This is a genomic window from Streptacidiphilus sp. ASG 303 (assembly GCF_020991365.1).
GTDB lineage: Bacteria > Actinomycetota > Actinomycetes > Streptomycetales > Streptomycetaceae > Peterkaempfera.
In genome coordinates this window covers 19,472-42,287 of record NZ_JAJLRA010000021.1, presented here as the reverse complement: position 1 = coordinate 42,287, position 22,816 = coordinate 19,472, and the positions used below count along the sequence as shown (strand labels likewise).

Below are 22,816 nucleotides of genomic sequence, written 5' to 3'. Positions count from 1 at the left end.
CCCCGTGTGCCGTGTCGCCGAACTCCAGCAGGCCGTGCTCGCCGAGAACGACCGCGGCGCGCAGCGGCTGCGCGCCGCCCTGGCCGCGCGCGGGACCGCCGTCGTCAACCTGCTCTCCAGTCCCGGCAGCGGCAAGACGGCGCTGCTGGAGGCCGAGCTGACCCGCGCGCGCGAGCGCGGGGTGCCGGTCGCGGCCCTCACCGCGGACCTGGCCACGGAGAACGACGCGCGGCGGCTGGCGCGGTCCGGCGCGCCCGTGAAGCAGGTGCTCACCGACGGGCTGTGCCACCTGGAGGCGGGCATGCTCGGCCGCCACCTGGACGGGTGGCTGCCGGACGGCGTGCGGCTGCTGTTCGTGGAGAACGTCGGCAACCTGGTCTGCCCGGCCTCCTACGACCTGGGCGAGTCGCTGCGGGTGGTCCTGGCGTCGGTGACCGAGGGCGAGGACAAGCCGCTGAAGTACCCGACGGCGTTCGGGCTCGCCCAGCTGGTGGTGGTCACCAAGGCGGACCTCGCCGGTCCGGCCGGCTTCGACCGGGAGGCGTTCCTGGCGGCGGTGCAGCAGGTCAACCCGGGGGTGGAGGTGGTGTTCACCTCCGTACGACGCGGCGAGGGGGTCGGGCTGCTGCTGGACCGGGCGGTCGCGGTGCAGCGGGGCGTCCCGGCGCACCGGCCGGTGATGGCCCGCCTGGCGGTGGGCGGGGCGCACGGGCACGGGACCGGCCACGGGCACGGCGGCGACCACGAACACGGCCACGACCGCGGGCGCGGGCACGACCAGGGCGACCACCACGGCTCCGCCGTCCGCGACGACCCCGCCCGCACCCGGCCGTGACGGGGGCCGGGGGAGCCGCCCCCGCCGTCGCACCCGCCGCGGCCGAGCGGCGGCGGGTGACCGTGCGCGGGGTGGTGCAGGGTGTCGGCTTCCGGCCGTTCGCACACGCGCTGGCCGTCGGACTGGGACTGTCGGGCCACGTCGCCAACACCGCCGAGGGCGTCGTCGCCGAGGTGGAGGGCCCGCCGGAGGCCGTCGCCGCCTTCTGCGCCCGGATCGGCGCGGAGGCGCCGCCGCTGGCCGCCGTGGAGTCCGTCGTCCACGAGGAGCTGCCCCCGACGGGCGCCGCCGGCTTCGCCGTCGCCGCCTCCCGCGGCGGGGGCGCCGCCCGCACCCTCGTCCCGGCCGACACGGCCGTCTGCGACGCCTGCCTGGCCGAGGTGCGCGATCCGGCGGACCGGCGCCACCGGCACCCCTTCGCCGTCTGCACGCACTGCGGGCCCCGCTTCACCGTCGTCACCGGCCTGCCGTACGACCGGGCGGCGACGACCATGGCCGGCTTCCCGATGTGCCCGCGCTGCGCGCACGAGTACCGCGACCCGTCCGACCGCCGCTTCCACGCGCAGCCGGTCGCCTGCCCCGACTGCGGCCCCCGGCTGCGGCTGGTGGGCCCGGGCGCGGTGCCCGGGGCGGACCCGGTGGCGCAGGCCCGGCGCCTGCTGGCGCGGGGCGCGGTGGTGGCGGTCAAGGGCGTGGGCGGCTACCACCTGGCCTGCGACGCCGGCGACGGGGCGGCCGTGGCCCTGCTGCGCCGCCGCAAGGCGCGCGGGGACAAGCCGTTCGCCCTGATGGCCCGTGACCTGGCCGACGTGGAGCGGCTGGTCCGCGTCGGACCCGCCGAGCGCGCCCTGCTGAGCGGCGCCGCCCGCCCGATCGTGCTGCTGCGCCGCCGCACCGGCGCCGCCCTCCCCGCCGACGCGCCCCCGGTGGCGGACGCCGTCGCGCCCGGCAGCGCCGACCTGGGGGTGGTGCTGCCGTACACGCCGCTGCACCACCTGCTGCTGGGCCTGCCCGGCGACCCGCCCGGCCCCCGGCTGCTCGTCATGACGAGCGGCAACCGCGCCGGGGAGCCCATCGCCACCGGCGACGACGAGGCGCTGGAGCGGCTGGCGGGGATCGCCGACGCCTGGCTGGTCCACGACCGGCCGATCGCGGTGCCCTGCGACGACTCGGTGGTGCGGGTGGTGGACGGCGAGGCGCTACCGGTGCGCCGCTCGCGCGGGTACGCGCCGCTGCCGGTGGCGCTGCCGGTACCGGTGGCGCCCGCACTCGCGGTGGGCGGGGACCTGAAGAACGCGTTCTGCCTCGGCGAGGGGCGCCGCGCCTGGCTGTCGGCGCACGTCGGCGACATGGACGGCCTGGCGGCCCTGACCGCCTTCGGTGCCGCCGAGCGGCACCTGGAGGCCCTGACCGGCGTCTCCCCCGGCCTGCTGGCCGCCGACCGGCACCCCGGCTACCGCTCGGCGCGTTGGGCGCGCGAGCGGGCGGCGGGCCGGCCGCTGCGGCTGGTGCAGCACCACCACGCGCACGTCGCGGCCTGCATGGCGGAGAACGGCCTGGACGGCGCCCGCCCGGTGATCGGCGTCGCCTTCGACGGCACCGGCCACGGCGACGACGGCGCGGTGTGGGGCGGCGAGTTCCTGCTGGCCGACTACGTGGGCTTCCGGCGGTTCGCGCACCTGGCGTACGTGCCGCTGCCGGGCGGCGACGCGGCGGTGCGCCGCCCGTACCGGATGGCGCTGGCTCACCTGCGGGCGGCGGGCCTGCCCTGGGCGGCCGACCTGCCGTGCACCGCCGCCTGCCCGGAGGAGGAGCGGCCGGTGCTGGCGCGGCAGCTGGAGCGCGGCACCGGCTGCGTGCCGACCTCCAGCATGGGCCGCCTCTTCGACGCGGTCTCCTCGCTGGCCGGGGTGTGCCACCGGGCCGGGTACGAGGCGCAGGCCGCCCTGGAGCTGGAGGCCGCCGCGGCGGCCTGGGGCGGCCCGGCCGGGCCGGGGTACCGCTTCGCGCTGCGGGCGCCGGGCCCGGGGCGGCCGCTGGCCGCGGACCCGGCGCCCGTGCTGGCGGCCGCCGTCTCCGACCTGCGGCGCGGCGCGCCGGCGGGGGTGGTCGCGGTGCGCTTCCACGCCGCCGTGGCGGGCCTGGTCCGGCGGGTCTGCGCCGAGGCCCGCGCCCGGCACGGGCTGGACACGGTGGCGCTGAGCGGGGGTGTCCTCGCCAACGCGCTGCTGGCCGCCGACTGCGCGCGGGGCCTGCGCCGCGACGGTTTCACGGTGCTGCGGCACCGCCTGGTCCCGCCGGGCGACGGGGGGCTGGCCCTGGGCCAGCTGGTCGTCGCCGCGCGCACGGCCTGACCGGCCGGGGCCCCGGGTCTCCCGGGGGCCCCGGACGGCCGGGCGGCCCGGCGCCCGACGACGGGACGACAGCGACAGCGACACCACGACGCGACACGACACGGCGACGGAACGACCGGACGCCCCGGCGGACGAGAGGAGACAGCCCGATGTGCCTGGCGGTACCCGGCAGAGTGCTGGAGATCGAGGAGCGGGACGGCGTGCGGATGGCGTCCGTCGACTTCGGCGGTGTGGTGAAGGACGTCTGCCTGGAGTACCTGCCGGACCTGCGGGTCGGCGAGTACGCCATCGTGCACGTCGGCTTCGCGCTGCAGCGGCTGGACGAGGAGTCGGCGCGGCAGACGCTCGCCCTCTTCGAGGGCCTCGGGCTGCTGGAGGAGGAGTTCGGCGACGCCTGGGAGCAGGCCGCGCGCGAGCACGAGGGGGAGGCACAGGCGTGAGGTACGTCGAGGAGTTCCAGGACCCGGCGGCGGCCCGGCGCCTGCTGGAGGACATCAGGGCGGCGGTGACCCGGCCGTGGGCGCTGATGGAGGTGTGCGGCGGGCAGACCCACTCGATCATCCGGCACGGCATCGACCAGCTGCTGCCGGAGGAGGTCGAGCTGATCCACGGCCCCGGCTGCCCGGTGTGCGTGACGCCGCTGGAGGTCATCGACAAGGCGCTGGAGATCGCCTCCCGGCCGGGGGTGTTCTTCTGCTCCTTCGGCGACATGCTGCGGGTGCCGGGGACCGGGCGCGACCTGTTCCGGGTGCGCGGCGAGGGGGGCGACGTCCGCGTCGTGTACTCGCCGCTGGACGCGCTGCGGATCGCGCGGCGGAACCCGGACCGCGAGGTGGTCTTCTTCGGCATCGGCTTCGAGACCACCGCGCCGCCCAACGCCATGGCGGTGCTCCAGGCCCACCGGCTCGGCGTCCGCAACTTCAGCATGCTGGTCTCGCACGTGCGGGTGCCGCCCGCCATCGAGGCGGTCATGCGCTCCCCCTCCTGCCGGGTGCAGGCGTTCCTCGCGGCCGGGCACGTGTGCAGCGTCATGGGGGTGGCGGAGTACCCGCCGCTGGCGGAGCGGTACCGGGTTCCGGTCGTGGTCACGGGCTTCGAACCGCTGGACATCCTGGAGGGCGTCCGGCGGGCCGTGCGGCAGCTGGAGCGCGGGGAGCACACCGTCGACAACGCCTACGCCCGCGCGGTGCGGCCCGAGGGCAACCCGGCGGCGCGGGCCGTGCTCGCCGACGTCTTCGAGGTCGTCGACCGGGCGTGGCGCGGCATCGGCACCATCCCGGACAGCGGCTGGCGGCTCTCGGAGCGGTACCGGGCGTACGACGCCGAGGCGCGCTTCGCCGTGGAGGGCATCGCCACCCGCGAGCCGGCGGAGTGCCGCAGCGGCGAGGTGCTGCAGGGCCTGATCAAGCCGCACGAGTGCGAGGCGTTCGGCACCGCGTGCACCCCGCGCACCCCGCTGGGCGCCACGATGGTCTCCAGCGAGGGCGCCTGCGCGGCGTACCACCTGTACCGGCGCCTGGGCGGGCCGGCGGCCCGGTCCGCCGCGTCCTCCCACGCCGCACCTCCCCCCGGCACACCGTCCCCCGCCGCACCGTCCCCCGTCACGCCGTCCGTGGAGGCGAGCCCCGTTGTCTGACACCGAGACCGCCCCCGCCGCCCCCGCGGGGGCCGGAGCGCCCGACGTCTCCGGCTGGACCTGCCCGGCGCCGCTGCGCGACCACCCCCGCGTCGTGATGGGCCACGGCGGCGGCGGGGCGCTCTCCGCCGAGCTGGTGCGGCACGTCTTCGCCCCCGCCTACGGCAACGGGACGCTCGCCGCCCTGGCCGACTCGGCGGTGCTCGACCTGGGCGGGGCCCGGCTGGCGTTCTCCACCGACACCTTCGTGGTGCGGCCGCTCTTCTTCCCCGGCGGCTCCATCGGCGACCTGGCCGTCAACGGCACCGTCAACGACCTGGCCATGAGCGGCGCCCGCCCCGCGTACCTGTCCTGCGCCTTCGTCCTGGAGGAAGGGGTCGAGACAGCGGTGGTGGCGCGGGTCGCCGAGGCGGTCGGCGCCGCCGCCCGCACGGCGGGCGTGCAGGTCGCCACCGGGGACACCAAGGTGGTCGAGGCCGGGCACGGCGACGGCGTGTACCTGTGCACGTCCGGGATCGGGCTGGTCCCGGACGGCGTGGACATCCGCCCGCAGCGGGCGGTCCCCGGCGACGTGGTGATCGTCAGCGGCCCGGTGGGCCTGCACGGGGTGGCGGTGCTGAGCGTGCGGGAGGGCCTGGAGTTCGGGGTGGAGGTGGAGAGCGACTGCGCCGCCCTCGGCGGACTGGTGGAGGCCATGCTCGCCGCCACCCGGGACCTGCACGTGCTGCGCGACCCGACCCGCGGCGGCCTGGCGGCCGCGCTGTGCGAGATCGCGGCGGCGGCGGGCGTCGGCGTGGTGGTGCAGGAGCGCAGCGTGCCGGTGCCGCCGGAGGTGGCCAACGCCTGCGGGATGCTGGGCCTGGACCCCTGGTACGTCGCCAACGAGGGGCGGCTGGTGGCGTTCGTGCCCCGGGCGGAGGCCGACGCGGTGCTGGCGGCGATGCGGGCGCACCCGCTGGGCGCGGGCGCGGCGGTGGTCGGCGAGTGCACGGCGGACCACCCGGGCATGGTGGTGGCCCGGACCGGGCTCGGCGGCACGCGGGTGGTGGACCTGCCGCTGGGCGAGCAGCTGCCGCGGATCTGCTGAGGGACGGCCCCGGACCCCGCCGGCGCGCCCGGCGGGGTCCCGCCGTCCGCGCACACCGCGGGGACGGATCGTGGAGATTCGGGGTCGGGCCGGACTAGACCAGCATGATCTTGCCTGCCTACCCTGGTGGGACGGTCCCAACCATTCCCTGGGGTAAGTCACATGACCACTGCTCAGCAGGCTCCCGACATCCTCTCCCCCGCTTTCGCGGCCGACCCCTACGCGGCCTACCGCATCATGCGGGACGAGTTCCCCCTGATCTGGCACGAGCCCATGCAGAGCTGGATCGTCTCGCGGTACGAGGACGTCGAGCGCGCGTTCAAGGACAAGGAGTCCGCCTGGACGACGGACAACTACGGCTGGCAGCTGGAGCCGGTGCACGGCCGCACGATCCTGCAGCTCAGCGGCCGGGAGCACTCCGTGCGCCGTGCCCTGGTGGCCCCCGCCTTCCGCGGCAGCGCCCTGCAGGAGAAGTTCCTCCCGGTCATCGAGGGCAACTCCCGCGACCTCATCGACCGCTTCCGCGACACCGGCGAGGCGGACCTGGTCACCGACTACGCCACCCACTTCCCGGTGAACGTCATCGCCGACATGCTGGGCCTGGACAAGGGCGACCACGCCAGGTTCCACGGCTGGTACACCTCGGTCATCGCCTTCCTCGGCAACCTCAGCCAGGACCCGGAGGTGACGGCGTCCGGCCTGCGGACCCGCGAGGAGTTCGCCGAGTACATGCTGCCGATCATCCAGGAGCGCCGGGAGAACCCCGGTGACGACCTGCTCTCCTCGCTGTGCGCGGCGGAGGTCGACGGCACCCGGATGAGCGACGAGGACGTCAAGGCGTTCTGCAGCCTGCTGCTGGCGGCGGGCGGCGAGACCACCGACAAGGCGATCGCCTCGATCTTCGCGAACCTGCTCCAGCACCCCGAGCAGCTGGCCGCCGTGCAGAAGGACCGCAGCCTGATCGCGCGGGCGTTCGCCGAGACGCTGCGCTACACCCCGCCGGTGCACATGATCATGCGCCAGGTGTCGGCGGACGTCGAGGTCAGCGGCGGCACCATACCCGCGGGCTCCACCGTGACCTGCCTGATCGGCGCGGCCAACCGGGACGACCGCCGCTACGCGGACCCGGACAGCTTCGACATCTTCCGCGAGGACCTGACGGCGACCAACGCGTTCTCCGCGGCCGCCGACCACCTGGCCTTCGCCCTGGGCCGGCACTTCTGCGTGGGCGCGCTCCTCGCGAAGGCGGAGGTCGAGGTCGGCGTCGACCAGCTGCTCGACGCCATGCCCGACATCCGCCTCGCGGACGGCTTCACCCCCGTGGAGACCGGCGTCTTCACCCGCGGGCCCCAGTCGGTGCCCGTGCGCTTCACGCCCGTCGGCCGGACCGGCGCGGCCGGCGCCGCGCAGTAGCGGGCGGGCCGCCCGGGGCCGGGGCCACCGGCCCCGGGCGGCCGGCGCGGGCACGGCGGCCGCCCGGGGGGTGTCGGCGCTTCGGGTTCCGGCGCACGCGGGGCCGGGGCACGCAGTGCCGGGGCGTCCGGTGCCGGTGCGCCGGGTGTCAGTGCGTCCGGGCGGCCGGCGCGGGGGAGAACTCCACCGGCAGGGCGGCCAGTCCGCGCATCCACACCGACGGACGCCACACCAGCTCGTCCGCGTCGACCGCCACGACCACGTCGGGCAGGCGGTCCAGCAGCACCTCGACGGCGGCCTTGGCCATCACCTCGGCCAGCTCGGGCGCCGGGTAGGGGCACTGGTGCTCGCCGTGGCTGAACGACAGGTGCGCCTGGTTGCCGGCCGCGCCCGCGGCGGCGTCCGGGCGCACCTGCGGGTCGGTGTTGGCGGCGGCCAGGCCCAGGATCAGCAGGTCGCCCTGGCGGATGCGGCGGCCGCCGAGCTCGGTGTCGCGGGCGGCCCAGCGGCCGATGAAGTTCTGCGTGGGCGTGTCCTCCCACAGCACCTCGTTGAGGGCCTGGCCGACGCTGCGGCGGCCGCCGGACAGGCTCACCGCGAACCGCTCGTCGGTGAGCATCAGCCGCAGGGTGTTGCCGATCCAGTTGCCGGTGGGCTGCTGGGCGGCGGCGATCACCGAGATGAGGTCCTGGACGATCTGCTCGTCCGTCAGGCCCGCCGGGTGGAGGACCAGCCGGGACGGGATGTCCGCGCCGGGCCGCTCGCGCTTCTCCTCCACCAGGAGCTGGATGCGCTCCTGGACGCGCCCGTACGCCGCCACCGGGTCGTCGTCCGGCCCCGCGTCGAGCGAGGCCGCCAGGTCGCGCACCAGGGCGTCGGTCTCCCCGCCGGGCAGGCCGCACATCCGGACGACGGCGAGCAGCGGCAGCTGGTGGGCGTACTCGGCCATCAGGTCGGCGTGGCCGCGCCCGGAGAAGGCGTCGATCAGCTCGTCGGCGATCTGCTCGCAGGTCGCCTGCAGCTCGAACTGGTCGACGCCGAAGAGGGCGTCGCTGATCGCGCCGGAGCGGCGCCGGTGCTCGGCGCCCTCGGTGAACAGCACCGACGGCTGGTAGCCGACGTACGGCAGCAGCGGCCAGTCCTCCGGGATGACGTCCCACGCGTGCCAGCGCCGCGAGTCGCGGGCGAACAGCTCGTCGTTGCTGGTGACGTAGTGCACCTCGCGGTAGCCGAGCACCAGCCAGGCGGGCACCCCGCCGTCCAGCTCGACCGGCGCCACCGCGCCGTGGCGGCGCCGCAGGTCCCGGTACAGGTCGGCGGGCGCCTGCTGGAACTGCAGCCCGCTCAGCACCACGGCGCCGTCGTGGGCCGGGCAGCCCGCGGGGGCGGCCGGGGCGCCGGCGGGGGTGAGGCTGTCGGTCATCGGGTCATCTCCCGGACGGAGGACAGGGCGTAGAGGTGGTTCACGAGGGCGATCAGCACCGCCTTGCTGGACTCCCGGTCACGGGCGTCGCAGTCGACCAGCGGGATGTCGTCGGAGAGCGACAGCGCGTCCCGCACCTGCTCCAGCGAGTGCGTGGGGTCGCCGAAGTTGTTGCGGGCCACGATGAAGGGCGTGCCGTGGTGCTCCAGCCGGTCGATGGCGTACCAGGAGTCCTCCAGCCGGCGGGTGTCGACGAGGACGACGGCCCCCAGCGTGCCCGCGAACAGCCGGTCCCAGAGGAACCAGAACCGCTCCTGGCCGGGGGCGCCGAACAGGTAGAGGACCATCTGCTCGTTGAGGCTGATCCGGCCGAAGTCGAACGCGACGGTGGTGGTGGTCTTGGACCGGACCCCCGCCGTCTCGTCGATGCCGAGGCCGGCCTGCGTCATGGTCTCCTCGGTGTTCAGCGGGCGGATCTCGCTGATCGACCGGACCATGGTGGTCTTGCCCACGCCGAAGCCGCCGGCTATGACGATCTTGAGAGCGTTGTCCGCGGTGGCCGGCAGCGGGACGCGGGCGGCGCGCTCAGAGGTTCTGGAGTCCAACGAGCACCTGCTTCAGGAGTTCGGGGTCGGGCAGGTCCGCCCGGGAGTGGGCCGCCCTCGGATGGCGGGCGCTGACACGGCCCGTGTCGTGGAGGTCGGCGAGCAGGATCTTCACGATGCCCACGGGCAGGCCGAGCTCCGCGGCGACCTCGACGACCGCCGTGGGCCGCCGGCACAGGGTGAGGATCCGGACGTGCTCGGACTGCATGCCCGCGGACGGCTCGGACTCGCTCACGATGAGCGTGACCAGGTCGAAGGCGCTGTCGTCGGCCCGGCTCCGCCCGCCGGTGACGGTGTAGAGCCGGTCCGGGTCCTCGCTGTGGACGGGTCGTCGGGTCATGGCGTCCCGCTCGACGCGTCCGGCATGCGCGGCGGCGCGCTCAGGTGCTCGCCGAGCTGCTCCACCAGCTCGTCCATGTTGTGGCCGATGATCCCCGGGTCGGCGTCCTCGGCGGCGACCAGGGCGAGGTGCGCGCCCTCGCCGGCCTCCACGATGAACAGCAGGCCGCCGTGGAACTCGGTCATCGACTGGCGGACGCCGCCGGTGCCGTCGCCGAACTCGATCGACGCACCGTGCGACAGGCTCTGGATGCCCGAGGCGATCGCCGCCAGCTGGTCGGCCTGGTCGGTCGACAGGCCGGGCGACCAGCAGAGCTTGAGGCCGTCTCTCGACAGCACGAGGGCGTGCCGGGTGCCCGGAGTCTTCTCCAGGAGGTTCTGCAGCAACCAGTCGAGGTCGCGGTCAGTGGTCTGCATGGGTGTCACGGGGCCGGGCCCGGCGGACGTGCCGCCGGGCGGGTCCGACCCCCGCCTCCAATCTGTTGTCCGGTGCCGGTCCCGTCCCGGAGGGTCCCCGGGTTCCTCCGGGGCGGGCCGGCGGGCGTCGAAGGGCGTCACGTCCGCGGGCGCCAGGCCCCGGGACGCCCGGAGGGAAGTCCGCTCGGGAAGGAAGGGTCACTCCCGGCCGGCGGGGCCGCCGTCGCGGGGTCCGCCGTGGGAGCCGGTGTCGTCGAAGCCGGTGTCGTCGAAGCCGGTGGGGTCGAAGCCGGTGGCGCGGACCCCGGCGTCGCGGGAGCCGAAGGTGTGCGGGCCCGTGCCGCCGGGGCCGAGGGCGTGGGAACCGGTGTCCTCGGAGCCGCCGCCCCTGACGGCCTGGCGGAAGGCGCGGAAGCGCTCGCCCGCTCCCGGGCGCGGCTGCTGCCGGACGGGCTCGGACGGCCGCTCGTGGCGGGACGCGGCCGCGAGGGTCTGCCCCCGGGGCCGCTTGGGCAGGCCGTGCACCTCCGCCTCCGCGCCCTCGACGCCGCGGGCGGCGGCCGGGGCGGGCGCGACGGGAGCGGAGTCGGCCGGGGCGGGGACGGCCGGGGCCGTCCGGGGCATCGGGGGCGCCTGGGGGGCCGGGGCCGTCCGGGACGCCTGCGGGGCCCGGGGGGTCCGCTCGGCACGCGGCTCGCCCGTGGCGGGCCGCGGCAGCACGGCGCGGGCGGCGGCCGGGGCGGGCACGGCCGCGGGGGCGGCGCCCTGGTCCTGCCGCTGCTGGGTCACCAGCTCGCGCGGGATGAGGACCACCGCGCCGGTGCCGCCGCGGGAGGAGGGCCGGAAGGACACCGTCAGCCGGTGCTTGCGCGCCAGGCAGCCCACCACGGCCAGGCCCAGCCGGGTGCTCGACATCGTGGTGAAGTCCAGCGGCTCGGTCGCGGAGACGGCCCGCTGGGCCCGGCCCAGCTTCTCGGGGTTCATCACCAGGCCGCCGTCCTCGATGGTGACGACCACGCCCGCCGCGACCTCCTCGACGTAGACGTGCACCTCCTCCGTCGGCGCGGAGAAGCTGGTGGCGTTGTCCATCAGCTCGGCCAGGGCGTGCATGACGCCCTCGGCGGCGTAGCCCGCCACCGCGGCGGAGCAGGTGGAGTGCAGGCGCACCCGCTGGTAGGCGCTGATCCGGCCCATGGCCCCGCGCAGGATGCTCTCCATGACGATGGGCTTGGTCCAGCGGCGGCCCGAGCGCGCGCCCGTCAGCACCGCGATGCTGTCCGCCAGGCGGCCGGCCTGCGCCGTGGCGTGGTCCAGCTTCATGAGGTCCCCCATGACCTCCTCGCCGTGGCGCTCCTCCATCCGGCGCAGGTCGGCGAGCATGCTCGTGGCCAGGGCCTGGACGCGGCCGGCGGCGTTGGCGCACGCCGACATGGCGGCCGCGCGGGACCGCTCGCTCACGGAGAGCTCGTGGGCCACCACCTCCAGGACGCGGCGGTGGGCGGTGTCGGCGGGCAGGTGCAGCTCGGCCAGCGCCGTCCCGGCGGAGGCGCCGTCCCGGACCCGCTTGACCAGGGACGGCAGCAGGTCGTCGGCCAGCACGGCGGCGTGGGCGTCCAGCTGGGCCGTGTGCGAGCGCAGCCGCGCCGTCTCCGCGTCGAGGTGGGCCAGGCGGTCGCGGAGCCGGAAGGCGTCGGACTGCGTCTGCGCCAGCTCGGCGCGGGACCGGGCCGCCTCCTCCTCCGCGGTCCGGGCGCGCAGCCTCAGCTCCTGCGCGGACTGCGCCGCACGGGCGGCGGCGGTGGCGGCGGCGGTCAGCAGGACCGCCGCGACGGCGGCGGTCACGGCGACGGCGGCCCTGGCCGCGTCGGCGGCGGCGAGGGCCGCACACAGGACGGCGACGCCGGTGACGGCCGCCGCCAGGAGCAGCACGGGCAGCACCCGCCGCACGGGCGGACGGGCCCCCGGCCGACGGGTGGCGAGGGAGGATGGCATCAGGAGGTCCTCGTCGGGGGAGGGTGCGGCAGCGGGCTGGTCGCGCGGGGGTTCCTGCTGCCGGGTCTTCGCGGCTGGACACGTCACAGACCACGCCGATTGACGTAGTGTCAGACCGCGCGCGGGCATGAACATGTTACCCATGTGGCGGAGCACCAGGTCCAGCGGAGGTTTGCGAACTCCCCGCCGATGTCCGGCAATTCACCACACTCCGCCCCGCCCCGCGGGCACTTCGGGGCAGTCCTGGTGCCCCGTCGGCCCTTCCTCCGGCGGTTCGCGCGGTGCGGCCGGGCCGTCGGGGCGCGGGCCGGGACGGGCGGACGGGGGTCAGCCGGCCGGCCGGTGGACCGACCAGTGCCCGGAGGCGTGGCGGCCCAGGGTCAGCCCGAGGTCGGCGTCCGCGGACGTCCGGTGCTCCTGGCGGACGCGGAGCCGCCAGGAGCGGGAGGCCCCGGGGTCCGCGCCGGCCGCGGACGCCGGGACCGCGAAGGTGAGCACCGCCAGGTCGGGAGCGCCGTTGGGCCCGATCAGGGCGGGGAGGTCGAGGGGCTCGGCGGACTCCCCGGCCAGGGAGACCGTCAGCGGCACCGGGTGGTGCAGGGGGCCGACCTCGACCGGGACGGCCACCTCCACGAGGTCGCCGGCGCCGCGGACCCAGGAGCGGCCGGGCTCGCGCACCGCGCCCTTGAGCGCGCCCAGCGAGGCGGGGGCCACCCGGACGCTGAGGTTGCCGCTCTTGGTCCAGTACGGCGCGCTGAAGGTGCCGTCGGGCCCGAAGGCGGGCCGGAGCCCGGCGTCGGCCAGCGGGCTGCGGTCCTCGCCGACGCGCCGGGCCTTGGACCAGCCGCAGGCCTCCACCAGGACGCTGAGGTCCCACAGGCCCGTGACCGGGCTGCCGTGGTCGGCGGCGGCGGGGTCGAAGGCCAGGGAGGCCTCCAGGCGGAGCGCGACGGTGGACAGCCCCGCGGCGTTGCGCCCCAGGGGGAGGCTGACCGCCCGGTGGCGGGTGGGGACGTAGAGGTCGGTGTTGTCGTCGCGGAGGCGCACCAGGCCGCGCACGGACGCCGCGCCGAGGACGTCGGTGACGTCGGAGGCGGCGGCGGCGCCGGGCACCGCCAGGACGTCGGCGGGCAGGTCCCAGCGGATGCGCTCCCCGTCGAGCACGAACCGGACCGGCCGGCGGCTCCCGTCCTTCCCCAGGTGGACCAGGTCGCTGGTCAGCGTCGCGGTGAGCCGTCCGTCGACCCAGTCCAGCGCCTCCACGCGCGTCTGGTGGGTGACACCCGCCTCGTGGCGGGCGAGGGACCTGAGCGTGTCCGTGCCGCCGGCCCTCAGCACCGCGGAGCGGACCCGCAGGTTGGCGGGCAGGTGCTCGTCGACGGCCGGGGGGATGCACTGCTCGACGAGGTCCAGCAGGGTCCGGTGCGTCCGGCGCAGGGCGTCGTCGCGCTGGCCGAGGATCCGCTCGTCGAGCCGGCTGAGCACCTTGACCTGGTACCAGCGGGCGACGAGGCGGTCCTGGTCCGGCCCGGGCGGGACGTGCCGGCGGATGACGTCGAGGATCGCGGCGACCGAGCGGCAGTGGTCCGCGAGGCCGGTGCCGGCGTGCGGCGGCGGGCCCGGGTCCTCGGGGCGCACCCAGTGGTAGCAGGTGTAGTCGTGCAGGACGCTCACCGAGCGGGCGAGCAGGTGCGCCTGCAGGGTGAAGAGGTGGTCCTCCAGCGGGACCCGGCCCTCGGGGAACCGCAGGCCGTGCTCCAGCAGGAACGAGCGGCGGAAGAGCTTGAGCGCCGTCATCGACCGGAGCAGGACCGGGTGGGTGAGGAGGTGCCCGCGGTCCAGGGGCGCGGCGGTGGCCTCGCGCGGGGCCGGCCGTCCGTGGCCGGCCGTCCGCGGCAGGACGATGTCCGCGTCGTACCGGACGGCGCGGTCGTACAGCCGGGCGAGCGCCTCGGGGGCGAGCCGGTCGTCGTCGTCCATGAAGAGCACGAACTCGCCCCGGGCGTGGTCCAGGCCCACGTTGCGCGGACGGCCGGGGCCGCCCGTGTGCTCGGCCTCGACGACGCGGACCCACCGGTCGAAGGCGGTGTCGCCCCTCAGCGACTGCAGGGTGGAGTCGGTGGACCCGTCGTCGACGAAGACCACCTCGAAGTCGGAGCGCGCCATCGTCTGGTCGCGCAGCGACCGCAGGGCGGGCAGGTAGCCGTCCCCGCAGTTGTACACGGGGACGACGACGGTGACCTTGACGGTCATGCTCAACCTTCCGCTTCCGGCGGCCGGGTCAGGCCGCTCACATCGACTCGGGGTAGCCGGGCTCCCTGCTGAACCAGCCGAAGGAGAGGCCGGCGACGGCGGCCTCCTCCGGGAAGTCGTGGTGCTGGGGACCGCCCCCGAGGTACCGCTCCCACCGCTGCACGGCGGCCTTGTTGGCCAGCGCGTTGACGGCGGCGTTGAAGCGCTCCATGGACGTCGGCTGGTCGGGGCCCAGCACGTACTCCTTGAGGGTCCGCCGGTGCGGGCGCATGGGGTCGTGCCAGGGCGCGCGGACGGAGTCCAGGATCTGCGGCAGGCGCGTGCACTCCCGGTCGAGCAGGTAGGCCCCGCCCGCGGTGGTGTAGGCGGCGCGGAACTCGTCGTCGGGCAGGTTGTCCGCGTTGGTCAGCACGTAGGGCTTGAGGCTGGCGACGAAGTCGGCGACGACGCTGGAGACGTCGCTGATGAGGATGTCGGCCTGGTTGAAGCACTCGTACAGGGTGGGCAGCGTCTTGAGGATGACGTTGTGCCGCACCGGGCCGCGGGTCTCCCAGAAGACGCGGTGCCACTCGGCGTGGAGCTCGTGCCACTCGTCGGAGCCCTCGTGGCCGGCGGGCCGCGCGGAACGCGTCTGCTCCGCGTCGTCGCCCGTGCGCATGCGGCCGGAGAGCGCGTCGATCCGGGCCTGGAGGGCCTGGAGGCGGGGCCTGGCCTCGGCGACCGCGGCGGCCGTCCGCTTGGCCTCGCGGGAGCGGTTGTCCGCACGCAGCATCGCCTGGATCGCCTGGTCGGCGGCGGCGGCCTTCGCGGAGCGCCGTCCCGTCAGCGGGTGGGGCTTGTAGATGACCCGGACGCCCTGCTCCAGCAGCATCCGGACCAGGGTGACGCCCATCGGGATGAGCGAGGTGTGGCAGTCGTCGTCGCTCCAGCCCTCCCAGGTCGGCGCGTAGAGCACCACGGGCACCGGGCCGGGGCGGTGGTCGGCGTGGAGCCGGATCGGCGCCAGCTGCGGGCGGCCCACCTCGACGATCGCGTCGTCGCTGATGGCGTGGCGGACCCGCTGGTAGCGGTCGCGGCCTGCACGGCCGGCGACCCAGATCTCGTCGAACACCTTGCTGACGCGGTTGCTGCTGGCGAGCTTGTCGCTGTCGCCGTGGCCGATGAAGACGTGCTTGGCCTCCGCCACGCGCAGCATGTGGACGTTCTTGCCGGCGTTGCCCGGGTAGAGCACGACCTTGAGGTCGGGGAGGTCGAGCTCGGCCAGGTCGTCGGCCTTGGGAACGCAGACGACCGGCACCCGGGTGCGGCTGAGGAAGCGGAAGGAGGCGCGCTCGCGCAGGATGATCAGCGGGCGCAGGTCCAGGCTCTCCAGGGTCTCGATCCACATGTTGACCTGGTACATGAAGTCCTGGGAGACCGCGGCGAAGCTGAAGTACAGGGCCACCTCGGGACGCTGCACGGCCAGCTGGCGGTTGACCTCGGCGATGATCCGCTCGCGGCCGGGGGTCCTGCGGGCCCGCCGGAACTGGAACGACAGGGCGAGCAGGGCCAGGGCCGGCAGGGCGAGCGTCAGCGCGTACCCGGCCTTCACCAGCTCCCACTCCCCCGTGGCCAGCCCCGCGAGCAGGCCGGCGTGGAAGGCCAGGTCGAAGTGGAGCAGCTTGCGCAGGTAGCGGTGGTACAGGAACGCCGGCGGGCTCTTCGGCAGGCGCAGGGCGCTCATGTCCATGTTGCGCACGACGACCGGCAGGACCCGGCTCAGCCGGATGCTGCGGTGCAGCGCTGTGTACAGCATGAGGAGGGAGAACTGCGCCCCGCAGACGACCAGTCCGCCGATGACCAGGGGGTCGGGGGCGTCGAGGCGGTCGGCGAGCACCAGCAGCATGGCCGACCGGGCCAGGAACCGCATGATGCGGTTGAGCCGGAAGGCCGCCAGGCGGGCGATGAACTCCGGCTCCCTGGAGTGCAGCCACTCGTCGACGAGGTAGCTGACGGCGGACGCCGCGACGAAGCCCCACAGGGACGGCAGCAGCGCGCACACCGGTATCGCCGCGAAGGCGGCGCCGAGCAGCAGGGCGAGCAGGAACCCGAAGGCGGTCCTGATGCGGAGGATCCCGCGCAGGCGGCGGATCATCCGGCCACCTGCCCGAGGAGGGCCTCGGACACCGCCCCGGGGGCGTCGGCGGTCCGCTGGGCCGGGATCGGCCCGGGGCGGGTGGGGTCCTCGCGCCGCACGTCGATCACGTGGCCGGTGAGGGAGGAGATCAGGGTGTCGACGGAGATCCGGGCGACGTCCTCGGAGAGGAGCAGCGACTGGGCGGGCTCCTCGCCGAAGGCGCGCTCGCGCATGGGCGTGCGGGTGCGCTCGGGGTTCACGCAGTTCACCCGGACGCCGTGCGGCGCCCACTCCTCGGCCAGGGCCTGCGTCAGGTTCACCACCGCCGCCTTGGCCGACGAGTACAGGCTGTACAGCGCCCGGCCCCGGGTGTACGAGCTGGAGGTGTAGAGCAGCAGCTGGCCCCGGCTGCGGCTCAGGTAGGGGAAGGCGGAGCGGGCGATGTGCACCGGGCCCAGGTAGTTGACGCGCACGGCCTCGTCGATGGCCGCGTGGTCGGTCGCGGAGAGCTCCCCGATGCGCAGCACGCCGGCCGTGTTGACGACGAAGTCGATCGAGCCGGCCTCGGCCTCCACCTCGGCGAGGGCGCGCGCCACGTCCGCCGGGTTCTCGACGTTGACGCCGTTCATGCTGCGGCTGAAGCGGAAGACGCGGGCGCCGTGCCGCTCGGCGAGGTCGGCCACGTCGGCGCCGATGCCGTAGCTGCCGCCGAAGACGACGAGGGTGCGACCGCCCAGGCCCCGCTCGTAGGCCTCGGTGTCGGCCGGCGCGGGGGCGCTGTGCGAGGCGAGCTGGAAGAGCTTGTCCGCGATGAAGAGGTCGACCGGCTCGGTCACCTTCATGTTCTGCTCGTCGCCGTGGACGAGCATGATCGGGGTGTCCGGCAGGTACCGCAGCACGACGCCGCAGTCGTCGGTGGCGGCGAAGTCGGGGTCGTCCGCGGCGAGTTCGTAGGCCTTGCGGATGGTGGAGAGGCGGAAGCCCTGCGGGGTCTGGCCGCGGCGCAGGCTGGCGCGCCGGGGGATGCCGGACAGCAGGTCGCCGTCGGCCACCACGATCGTGTCGGCGGAGGGGATGACCACGTCCACCGCCTCGTGGGCGGCCAGCGCCCGGACGCAGTCGGCGATGATGCGGTGGGTCACGAAGGGGCGGACGGCGTCGTGGAAGAGGACGTTGCACTCCCCGTCGCCCAGCACGGCGAGCGCCCGCTCGGTGGACTCGTTGCGCGTCGCGCCGCCCTGCACCACCCGGCTGACCTTCGCGAAGCCCGCCCGGCGCACGATCTCCTCGACCGCGTCGAGGTGGCCGCCGGTCATGACGACCACGATCTCGTCGACGTCCGGGCTGGACTCGAAGACCGCGAGCGTGTGCTCGATGATCGGCTTGCCGGCGATCTTGACGAACTGCTTGGGGATCGGCAGTCCGAGGCGCTGGCCGACACCTCCCGCGAGGACCACCGCGACGGTCCTCACGGACGCCTGTACTTCGAACACGCGCACTACCTGCCAGGGCTCAGGAAAGTTAACAAAAGGTGGAGGGATCGTAGCCACGCGACGTATCGCGCAGGTCACAGACGTGACGGCGGGCTGCACAGAAAGCTTCCATGTCAGATGTTCGTGCCAGAACCGATCAATCGCCCATCTCGCCCATCACACCCCGCCGGGCAGTGCGACATGCGGCTTTTATGACTTTCTGCGGGCCCCGATGCCCGCCGCGGCGGCGAAACCCGATGGTGACGAGGATCACACCGGACAGCGCCTCCTCCGCCCTGCGCCCCGGACGGCGCCGATACCCCGCCCGCCGGCCGGCGACGGTGCACGGGCCGCGGCCGGGGGGCCGCCCCCCTCCGGAGGGCGCCGTCCGCAGAGGAGGGCCCGGCGCAGGACACGGGGCCCCACGGGCGTGCCGGGACCCGGCACGCCGCGCCTGCGGAGGCCGTGCCCGCGCAGGCCGTGCCTGCGGAGGCCGGAGGCCGTCCCCACCGTGCGCACCCGGGCGCCGGAGCGGCCGCCGCCCGGCGGGTCGCGCGGGGAGACGGGGCGGAGGCCCGGTGCAGCCGCAGCGGAAGTGCCGGGGACGGGCGAGAATGGCCTGCAGCAGGCATGTCCAGGAGAATCCGGACGGAGAATCATGAAAGCAGAAGGACTCGCCCGGCAGGAAGGAACGGCCACCGTTGTGGGCGGCCCCACGGTGGTCATCGACATCGGCGGCCTGCGCTTCGTCTCCGACCCCACGTTCGACCCGCCCGGGCCGCACGGCTTCCTCACCAAGTCGGAGGGGCCGGCCTTCCCGCAGGAGGCGCTGGGCCCGGTGGACGTCGTGCTGGTCAGCCATGACGCGCACGCGGACAACCTCGACGACCAGGGCCGCCGGTTTGCGATGTCCTCCGGCCTGGTGCTGACGGGGCCCCTCACGGCCGGCCGGCTCGGGGCTCCCGCCCGCGGGATCGCCCCGTGGAGCCACCACCGCGTGCCGCGCGCCGACGGCGGGGGCGACCTGACCGTCACGGCGGTCCCGGCCGTCCACGGCCCCGAGGACGGAGCCCGCGACGCGGACGGCAACATCAACTGCGAGGTCATCGGTTTCGTCCTCTCCGGAGAGGGACTGCCCACCGTCTACGTGAGCGGCGACAACGCCTCGATCCGCACGGTGGCGGAGATCTCCCGCCGCGTCCCGGACATCGGTGCGGCCGTTCTCCACGCGGGGGCGGCCCGGGTGCCGGCCAAGTTCGACGGCCGCCCGCTCTCTCTCGACAGCCGCCGGGCCGCAGCCGCCGCCGCGATCCTGAACGCGGCCGTGGTCGTTCCGGCCCACTACGACGGGTGGTCCCACTTCTCCGAGGGACTGGCGGACATCGAGCTCGCCTTCCACGAGGCCGGCCTGTCGTCCGTCCTGCGGACCGCACCCCACGGCACCCCGGTGCCCCTGGTCCCCGGGAGCGCACGGTAGGGCCGGCCCGACCGGCCCGATGACGGCTCGGGCGGCGCCGAGGCGGCTCGGGCGGCCGGGCCGGCGGGAACGGCCTCCGGCGAACCGGAACGGCCCGCCGGGGAGCACGGCGGGCCGTCACTGAGGATCGGGGCTGTTCAGGCCGACAGCTCCGCGGCGGGCCTCCGGCGCCGGAAGAGAAGGCCCACGACGACGAGTCCCACGGCGAAGAACACCGCGGCGCAGAGGAAGACCGCCCGGTACCCCTCGACGGTCGCGGCGGACCGGACACCCGGGATGCCGCCGTGGTGACGGGCGAGGTAGCCCGCGGCACGGGAGGCGAAAACGGTGTTGAGCAGCGCGGGCCCGAGGGAGCCGCCCGTCTGCTGCATGGTGTTCACCAGGGCCCCGGCCACTCCTGCGTCCTGGGGGGCGACGCCGGTGGTGGCCTGCCCCATGGCGGTGGCGAGGACGGCGCCCATGCCGAGCCCCATGACGATAAGCGCCGGCAGGACGTGCGCGGAGTAGCCGGTGTGGGCGCCGACGGTCGTCAGCCACAGGGCTCCGCCCGCGCTGAGGATCATGCCGCTGCCCATCACGAGCCTCGGCCCGAAGCGCGGGACCAGGACACCGGCGCCGCTCGCCGCGGTGAGCATCATCGACAGGTTCATCGGCAGGAAGGCGAGTCCGGTCCTGACCGGGGAGAAGTGCTGCACCTGCTGCAGGTAGTAGGTCAGGAACAGGAGCATGCCGAAGAGCCCGGCGCCCAGGACGAGCAGTGCCGCGAAGGCCGCGCCCCGGTTGCGGTCGAGGAGGATGCGCGGGGGCATCAGGGGGTGCGTGGTCCTCGTCTGCCACAGGGCGAAGAGGGCCAGCAGGACGACGCTGCCGACGAGGAAACCCCAGGTGTCCGGCGAGGACCAGGCATGGGTCCCGGCGGCGGCGAAGCCGTAGACGAGGCAGAACAGGCCGGCGCTGGCCAGCAGCGTTCCGGGAATGTCGAGGTGGGTGCGGCTCCGCGGGGTGCGGCGCAGCAGGACCAGCCCGCCGGCGAAGGCGACGGCGGCGAAGAGGACGTTGACGTAGAGCGTCCAGCGCCAGTTGACGTTCTCGGTCAGGAAGCCGCCCAGCAGGAGTCCGACGGACGCTCCGGATCCGGCGACGGCGCTGAAGATGCCGATGGCCTTGCCGCGTTCCACCGGGTCGGTGAAGGTCGTGGTGAGCAGGGAGAGCGCGGCGGGGGCGAGCAGGGCGCTGAAGACGCCCTGCACGAGACGGGCGATGATCAGCGTCCCGAAACCGTGCGCCGATCCGCCGAGGACGGAGGCGAGGGCGAAACCGGCCAGCCCGACGAGGAAGGCGTTCTTGCGGCCGAACAGGTCGGCCACCCTGCCGCCGAGCAGCAGCAGCGAGCCGAAGGCGAGCGCGTAGGCGGTGACCACCCACTGCCGGTCCGCATCGGAGAAGTGCAGGTCCAGCTGCGCGGTGGGCAGCGCGATGTTCACGACGGTCGCATCGAGCACCACCATGAGCTGCGCCACACCTATGACGGCGAGGATCAGCCAGCGGTGCGGCATGCGGTGACCCGCCCGGGGTGGAGCACTCTTCGCGGGGGAACTCGTGGCAGGGGGTTCATGGGTGCAGTGCTTCCTGGTTCTTGCGGGGAAAGGCACGACGACGCCCCGGGCCGGCGGAGGCGGACCGGGGGTGCGGCGCTGAGCGCGGGCGGCCGGCGTGCTGCCGCCGGTTCCGGGGGCGAGGCCGGCCCGGGACCGCAGCCGGTCCCGCTGCGCGGGGCCCGGCAGGGCACACCCGGCCTCGGGGCGCGGAGGCCGGTGCAGGCGGCGCCGGCCGAGGGAGTGCGCGATCCGCGGCGGGTACGGGATCCCGCGGGCACGGTGCACCTCGTCGGAGGTTCTCGCACGTCCCCCGGGACGTCGGCGGGCGGAGCGGCAGGGCCGGGAGGCAGCCCCTGCGGGCGGTCGGCACCGCTGTGACGGCACCGCACGGGGCGGCACCGGGGAGACGGGCGGCCTGTCGGCACGGGCAGTCCGCCCACCGCGCGGGCGGTCCCGTCGCGCGGTCCGCGGTACGGGTCCCGCCAGGCGTCCCCCGACCAGTTCGGGAACGCACGGGTGCGGGGCGCCCTGCCGCAGGTGGCAGGACGGCCTGTCGGGCGTCCTGCCGGGCGGCCCCGGGCCCGCCGTCGGGCGCGGGCGGCAGCGGAAGGGGGCCGATCCCGGTGCGGCCCGCGTCCGCCGTCACGGCGACGGGCCGCACCGGTCCGGACGAGCGCCGGGACGACGGACGCGGGCCGACCGCCGCTGAGCCGTCGGCCGGTGCACAGGATCCGCGGGACGACGCCCTGCCCGGGCGCAGGGTCGGGCGGGTGGAGCATCCGGGTTCCGCACTCCGGCCCCCGGAGGACCGGACGGGGCGGTGGGGCCCACCGGTTCGGCCTCGCAGCCGGTACGGCCGCCGGCGGCCGCCGGCGGCCGCGGAACGGTCAACCGGTCGGCCGCGGGCGGCCGCCGCGGCGGAGGCCTCCGCGGTCGGCGCATCCGCCGTGCGGGGCCGCCCGGCCGACGAGGAAGGTCAGGCGCGGTCCCCGCGGAGGACCAGCAGGTCCTGCGCGGCCTGCTGACGCATCATGGGCATGAGCTCCTGGACCGGGGCCGGAAGCGCCGAGAGCATCAGCCCGACCTCCTCGGGCGTGCCCACCTGGTCGAGGAACCCGACCATGAGGTGCCCGGCCACCGTCGGGCTGGTGGCGATGACCTTCTGGGAGAAGTCGTTCCACTGCGCGGGGCTGATGTGCTCACGCAGCGCGGGGAGGAGGATCGGCTCCTCGTGGGACAGGTGGCTGTGGATGATGTCGCGCACCACGGCGGCCGCGTCCTCCAGCTCGGCCCGGACCTCTGCGGCGGAGCCGGCCGTCGCGGCGCCGTCGGCGGTCCCGCCGTCCAGCGCGACGGCGGAGAGGCGGTCGAGGGCTCCGTCCAGCTGCTCGTGCTCACCGGTGAGCTCGTTCATCGAGTCCGCCACGGCGGGCACAGCAGCGATGATCTGCGGCCACAGGTCGTGGTCCTCGGTCTCGTGGTGGTGGTGCAGGTTCGCCACGAGGAAGTCGCGCAGCTGCGCGAGGGCGTTCAGCGGCACCGAGGGGTCAGCGGCAGCCTCTGCCAGGAGGGTGGTCGCTGCGCGGTGGACGCCGTGGGCGAGCCGGGTCTCGAGGACCGACATGGGCTCGGGAGAAGTATGTGCCTTCATGAAGGGGACAATATTCATCAGAAATGACTATTGTCAATATTGATACTTATGGTGATGAGAGGGGATGCCTGCGTGACCACCCGAAAACGCCGACCACCCCGCCGTACCGGGTCGGCAGCCGCCGGCGAGGCCGTCCCCGGAGGCGCGC

At 75.3% G+C, this 22,816-nt stretch carries 17 protein-coding genes; 7 read left to right on the top strand and 10 right to left on the bottom strand.

The window, feature by feature from the left end:
• Positions 1-4: 4 nt before the first annotated feature.
• The 6 genes from hypB to LO771_RS22200 all read left to right on the top strand — a co-directional run bounded on the left by hypB (position 5) and on the right by LO771_RS22200 (position 7,325).
• Positions 5-835 carry a hydrogenase nickel incorporation protein HypB gene (gene hypB, locus LO771_RS22225; RefSeq protein WP_230745343.1) on the top strand — a complete coding sequence of 277 codons (831 nt, stop codon included), beginning with the start codon at positions 5-7 and terminating at the stop codon, positions 833-835.
• Complete coding sequence (gene hypF, locus LO771_RS22220) at positions 832-3,189, top strand: carbamoyltransferase HypF (protein ID WP_308188973.1); 2,358 nt, start codon at positions 832-834, stop codon at positions 3,187-3,189. Before hypB ends, hypF begins: the two co-directional genes overlap by 4 nt.
• Before the next feature lie 149 nt (positions 3,190-3,338).
• Positions 3,339-3,629: a HypC/HybG/HupF family hydrogenase formation chaperone gene (locus tag LO771_RS22215; RefSeq protein ID WP_230745342.1), complete on the top strand. Its 291-nt coding sequence runs from the start codon at positions 3,339-3,341 to the stop codon at positions 3,627-3,629.
• Positions 3,626-4,825 carry a hydrogenase formation protein HypD gene (gene hypD / locus LO771_RS22210; protein WP_230745340.1) on the top strand — a complete coding sequence of 400 codons (1,200 nt, stop codon included), beginning with the start codon at positions 3,626-3,628 and terminating at the stop codon, positions 4,823-4,825. The genes LO771_RS22215 and hypD overlap by 4 nt, the downstream gene beginning before the upstream one ends.
• 97 nt (positions 4,826-4,922) lie before the next feature.
• Positions 4,923-5,912: a hydrogenase expression/formation protein HypE gene (gene hypE, locus LO771_RS22205; protein WP_230745502.1), complete on the top strand. Its 990-nt coding sequence runs from the start codon at positions 4,923-4,925 to the stop codon at positions 5,910-5,912.
• 162 nt (positions 5,913-6,074) lie between these two features.
• Positions 6,075-7,325: a cytochrome P450 gene (locus tag LO771_RS22200; protein ID WP_230745338.1), complete on the top strand. Its 1,251-nt coding sequence runs from the start codon at positions 6,075-6,077 to the stop codon at positions 7,323-7,325.
• Between the two features lie 148 nt (positions 7,326-7,473).
• On the opposite strand, the gene LO771_RS22195 is transcribed toward LO771_RS22200, so the two are convergent.
• The 8 genes from LO771_RS22195 to LO771_RS22160 form a co-directional block, all read right to left on the bottom strand.
• The gene (locus tag LO771_RS22195; protein WP_230745336.1) at positions 7,474-8,748 is read right to left on the bottom strand and encodes a cytochrome P450; all 1,275 of its coding nucleotides are present in this window, start codon (positions 8,746-8,748) and stop codon (positions 7,474-7,476) included.
• Positions 8,745-9,353 carry an ATP/GTP-binding protein gene (locus LO771_RS22190; RefSeq protein ID WP_230745334.1) on the bottom strand — a complete coding sequence of 203 codons (609 nt, stop codon included), beginning with the start codon at positions 9,351-9,353 and terminating at the stop codon, positions 8,745-8,747. Before LO771_RS22190 ends, LO771_RS22195 begins: the two co-directional genes overlap by 4 nt.
• Positions 9,334-9,693 carry a DUF742 domain-containing protein gene (locus tag LO771_RS22185; protein WP_230745332.1) on the bottom strand — a complete coding sequence of 120 codons (360 nt, stop codon included), beginning with the start codon at positions 9,691-9,693 and terminating at the stop codon, positions 9,334-9,336. Before LO771_RS22185 ends, LO771_RS22190 begins: the two co-directional genes overlap by 20 nt.
• The gene (locus LO771_RS22180) at positions 9,690-10,109 is read right to left on the bottom strand and encodes a roadblock/LC7 domain-containing protein (RefSeq protein ID WP_230745330.1); all 420 of its coding nucleotides are present in this window, start codon (positions 10,107-10,109) and stop codon (positions 9,690-9,692) included. Before LO771_RS22180 ends, LO771_RS22185 begins: the two co-directional genes overlap by 4 nt.
• Before the next feature lie 198 nt (positions 10,110-10,307).
• On the bottom strand, positions 10,308-12,101 hold the full coding sequence (locus LO771_RS22175; protein ID WP_255744702.1) for an ATP-binding protein: 1,794 nt from the start codon (positions 12,099-12,101) through the stop codon (positions 10,308-10,310).
• A 327-nt stretch (positions 12,102-12,428) separates the two neighbouring features.
• Complete coding sequence (locus LO771_RS22170; protein ID WP_230745328.1) at positions 12,429-14,354, bottom strand: glycosyltransferase family A protein; 1,926 nt, start codon at positions 14,352-14,354, stop codon at positions 12,429-12,431.
• A 37-nt stretch (positions 14,355-14,391) separates the two neighbouring features.
• Entirely contained in the window at positions 14,392-16,488 is a 2,097-nt protein-coding gene (locus LO771_RS22165) for a hypothetical protein (RefSeq protein ID WP_230745327.1), read from the bottom strand.
• Positions 16,485-17,963: a bifunctional cytidylyltransferase/SDR family oxidoreductase gene (locus tag LO771_RS22160; RefSeq protein WP_230745325.1), complete on the bottom strand. Its 1,479-nt coding sequence runs from the start codon at positions 17,961-17,963 to the stop codon at positions 16,485-16,487. The genes LO771_RS22165 and LO771_RS22160 overlap by 4 nt, the downstream gene beginning before the upstream one ends.
• 637 nt (positions 17,964-18,600) lie before the next feature.
• Between LO771_RS22160 and LO771_RS22155 the strand changes: the two genes are divergently transcribed.
• Entirely contained in the window at positions 18,601-19,419 is an 819-nt protein-coding gene (locus LO771_RS22155) for an MBL fold metallo-hydrolase (protein WP_230745323.1), read from the top strand.
• Between the two features lie 137 nt (positions 19,420-19,556).
• Here the strand turns inward: LO771_RS22155 and LO771_RS22150 are convergent, their stop codons facing one another.
• Together LO771_RS22150 and LO771_RS22145 are read right to left on the bottom strand one after the other, a co-directional pair.
• Positions 19,557-20,975, bottom strand: a complete 1,419-nt coding sequence (locus tag LO771_RS22150) for an MFS transporter (protein ID WP_230745321.1) — start codon at positions 20,973-20,975, stop codon at positions 19,557-19,559.
• Positions 20,976-21,993: 1,018 nt separating this feature from the next.
• Positions 21,994-22,668 (bottom strand): hemerythrin domain-containing protein, encoded by a 675-nt coding sequence (locus tag LO771_RS22145; RefSeq protein WP_230745318.1) that lies wholly within the window; start codon positions 22,666-22,668, stop codon positions 21,994-21,996.
• Positions 22,669-22,816 lie beyond the last annotated feature (148 nt).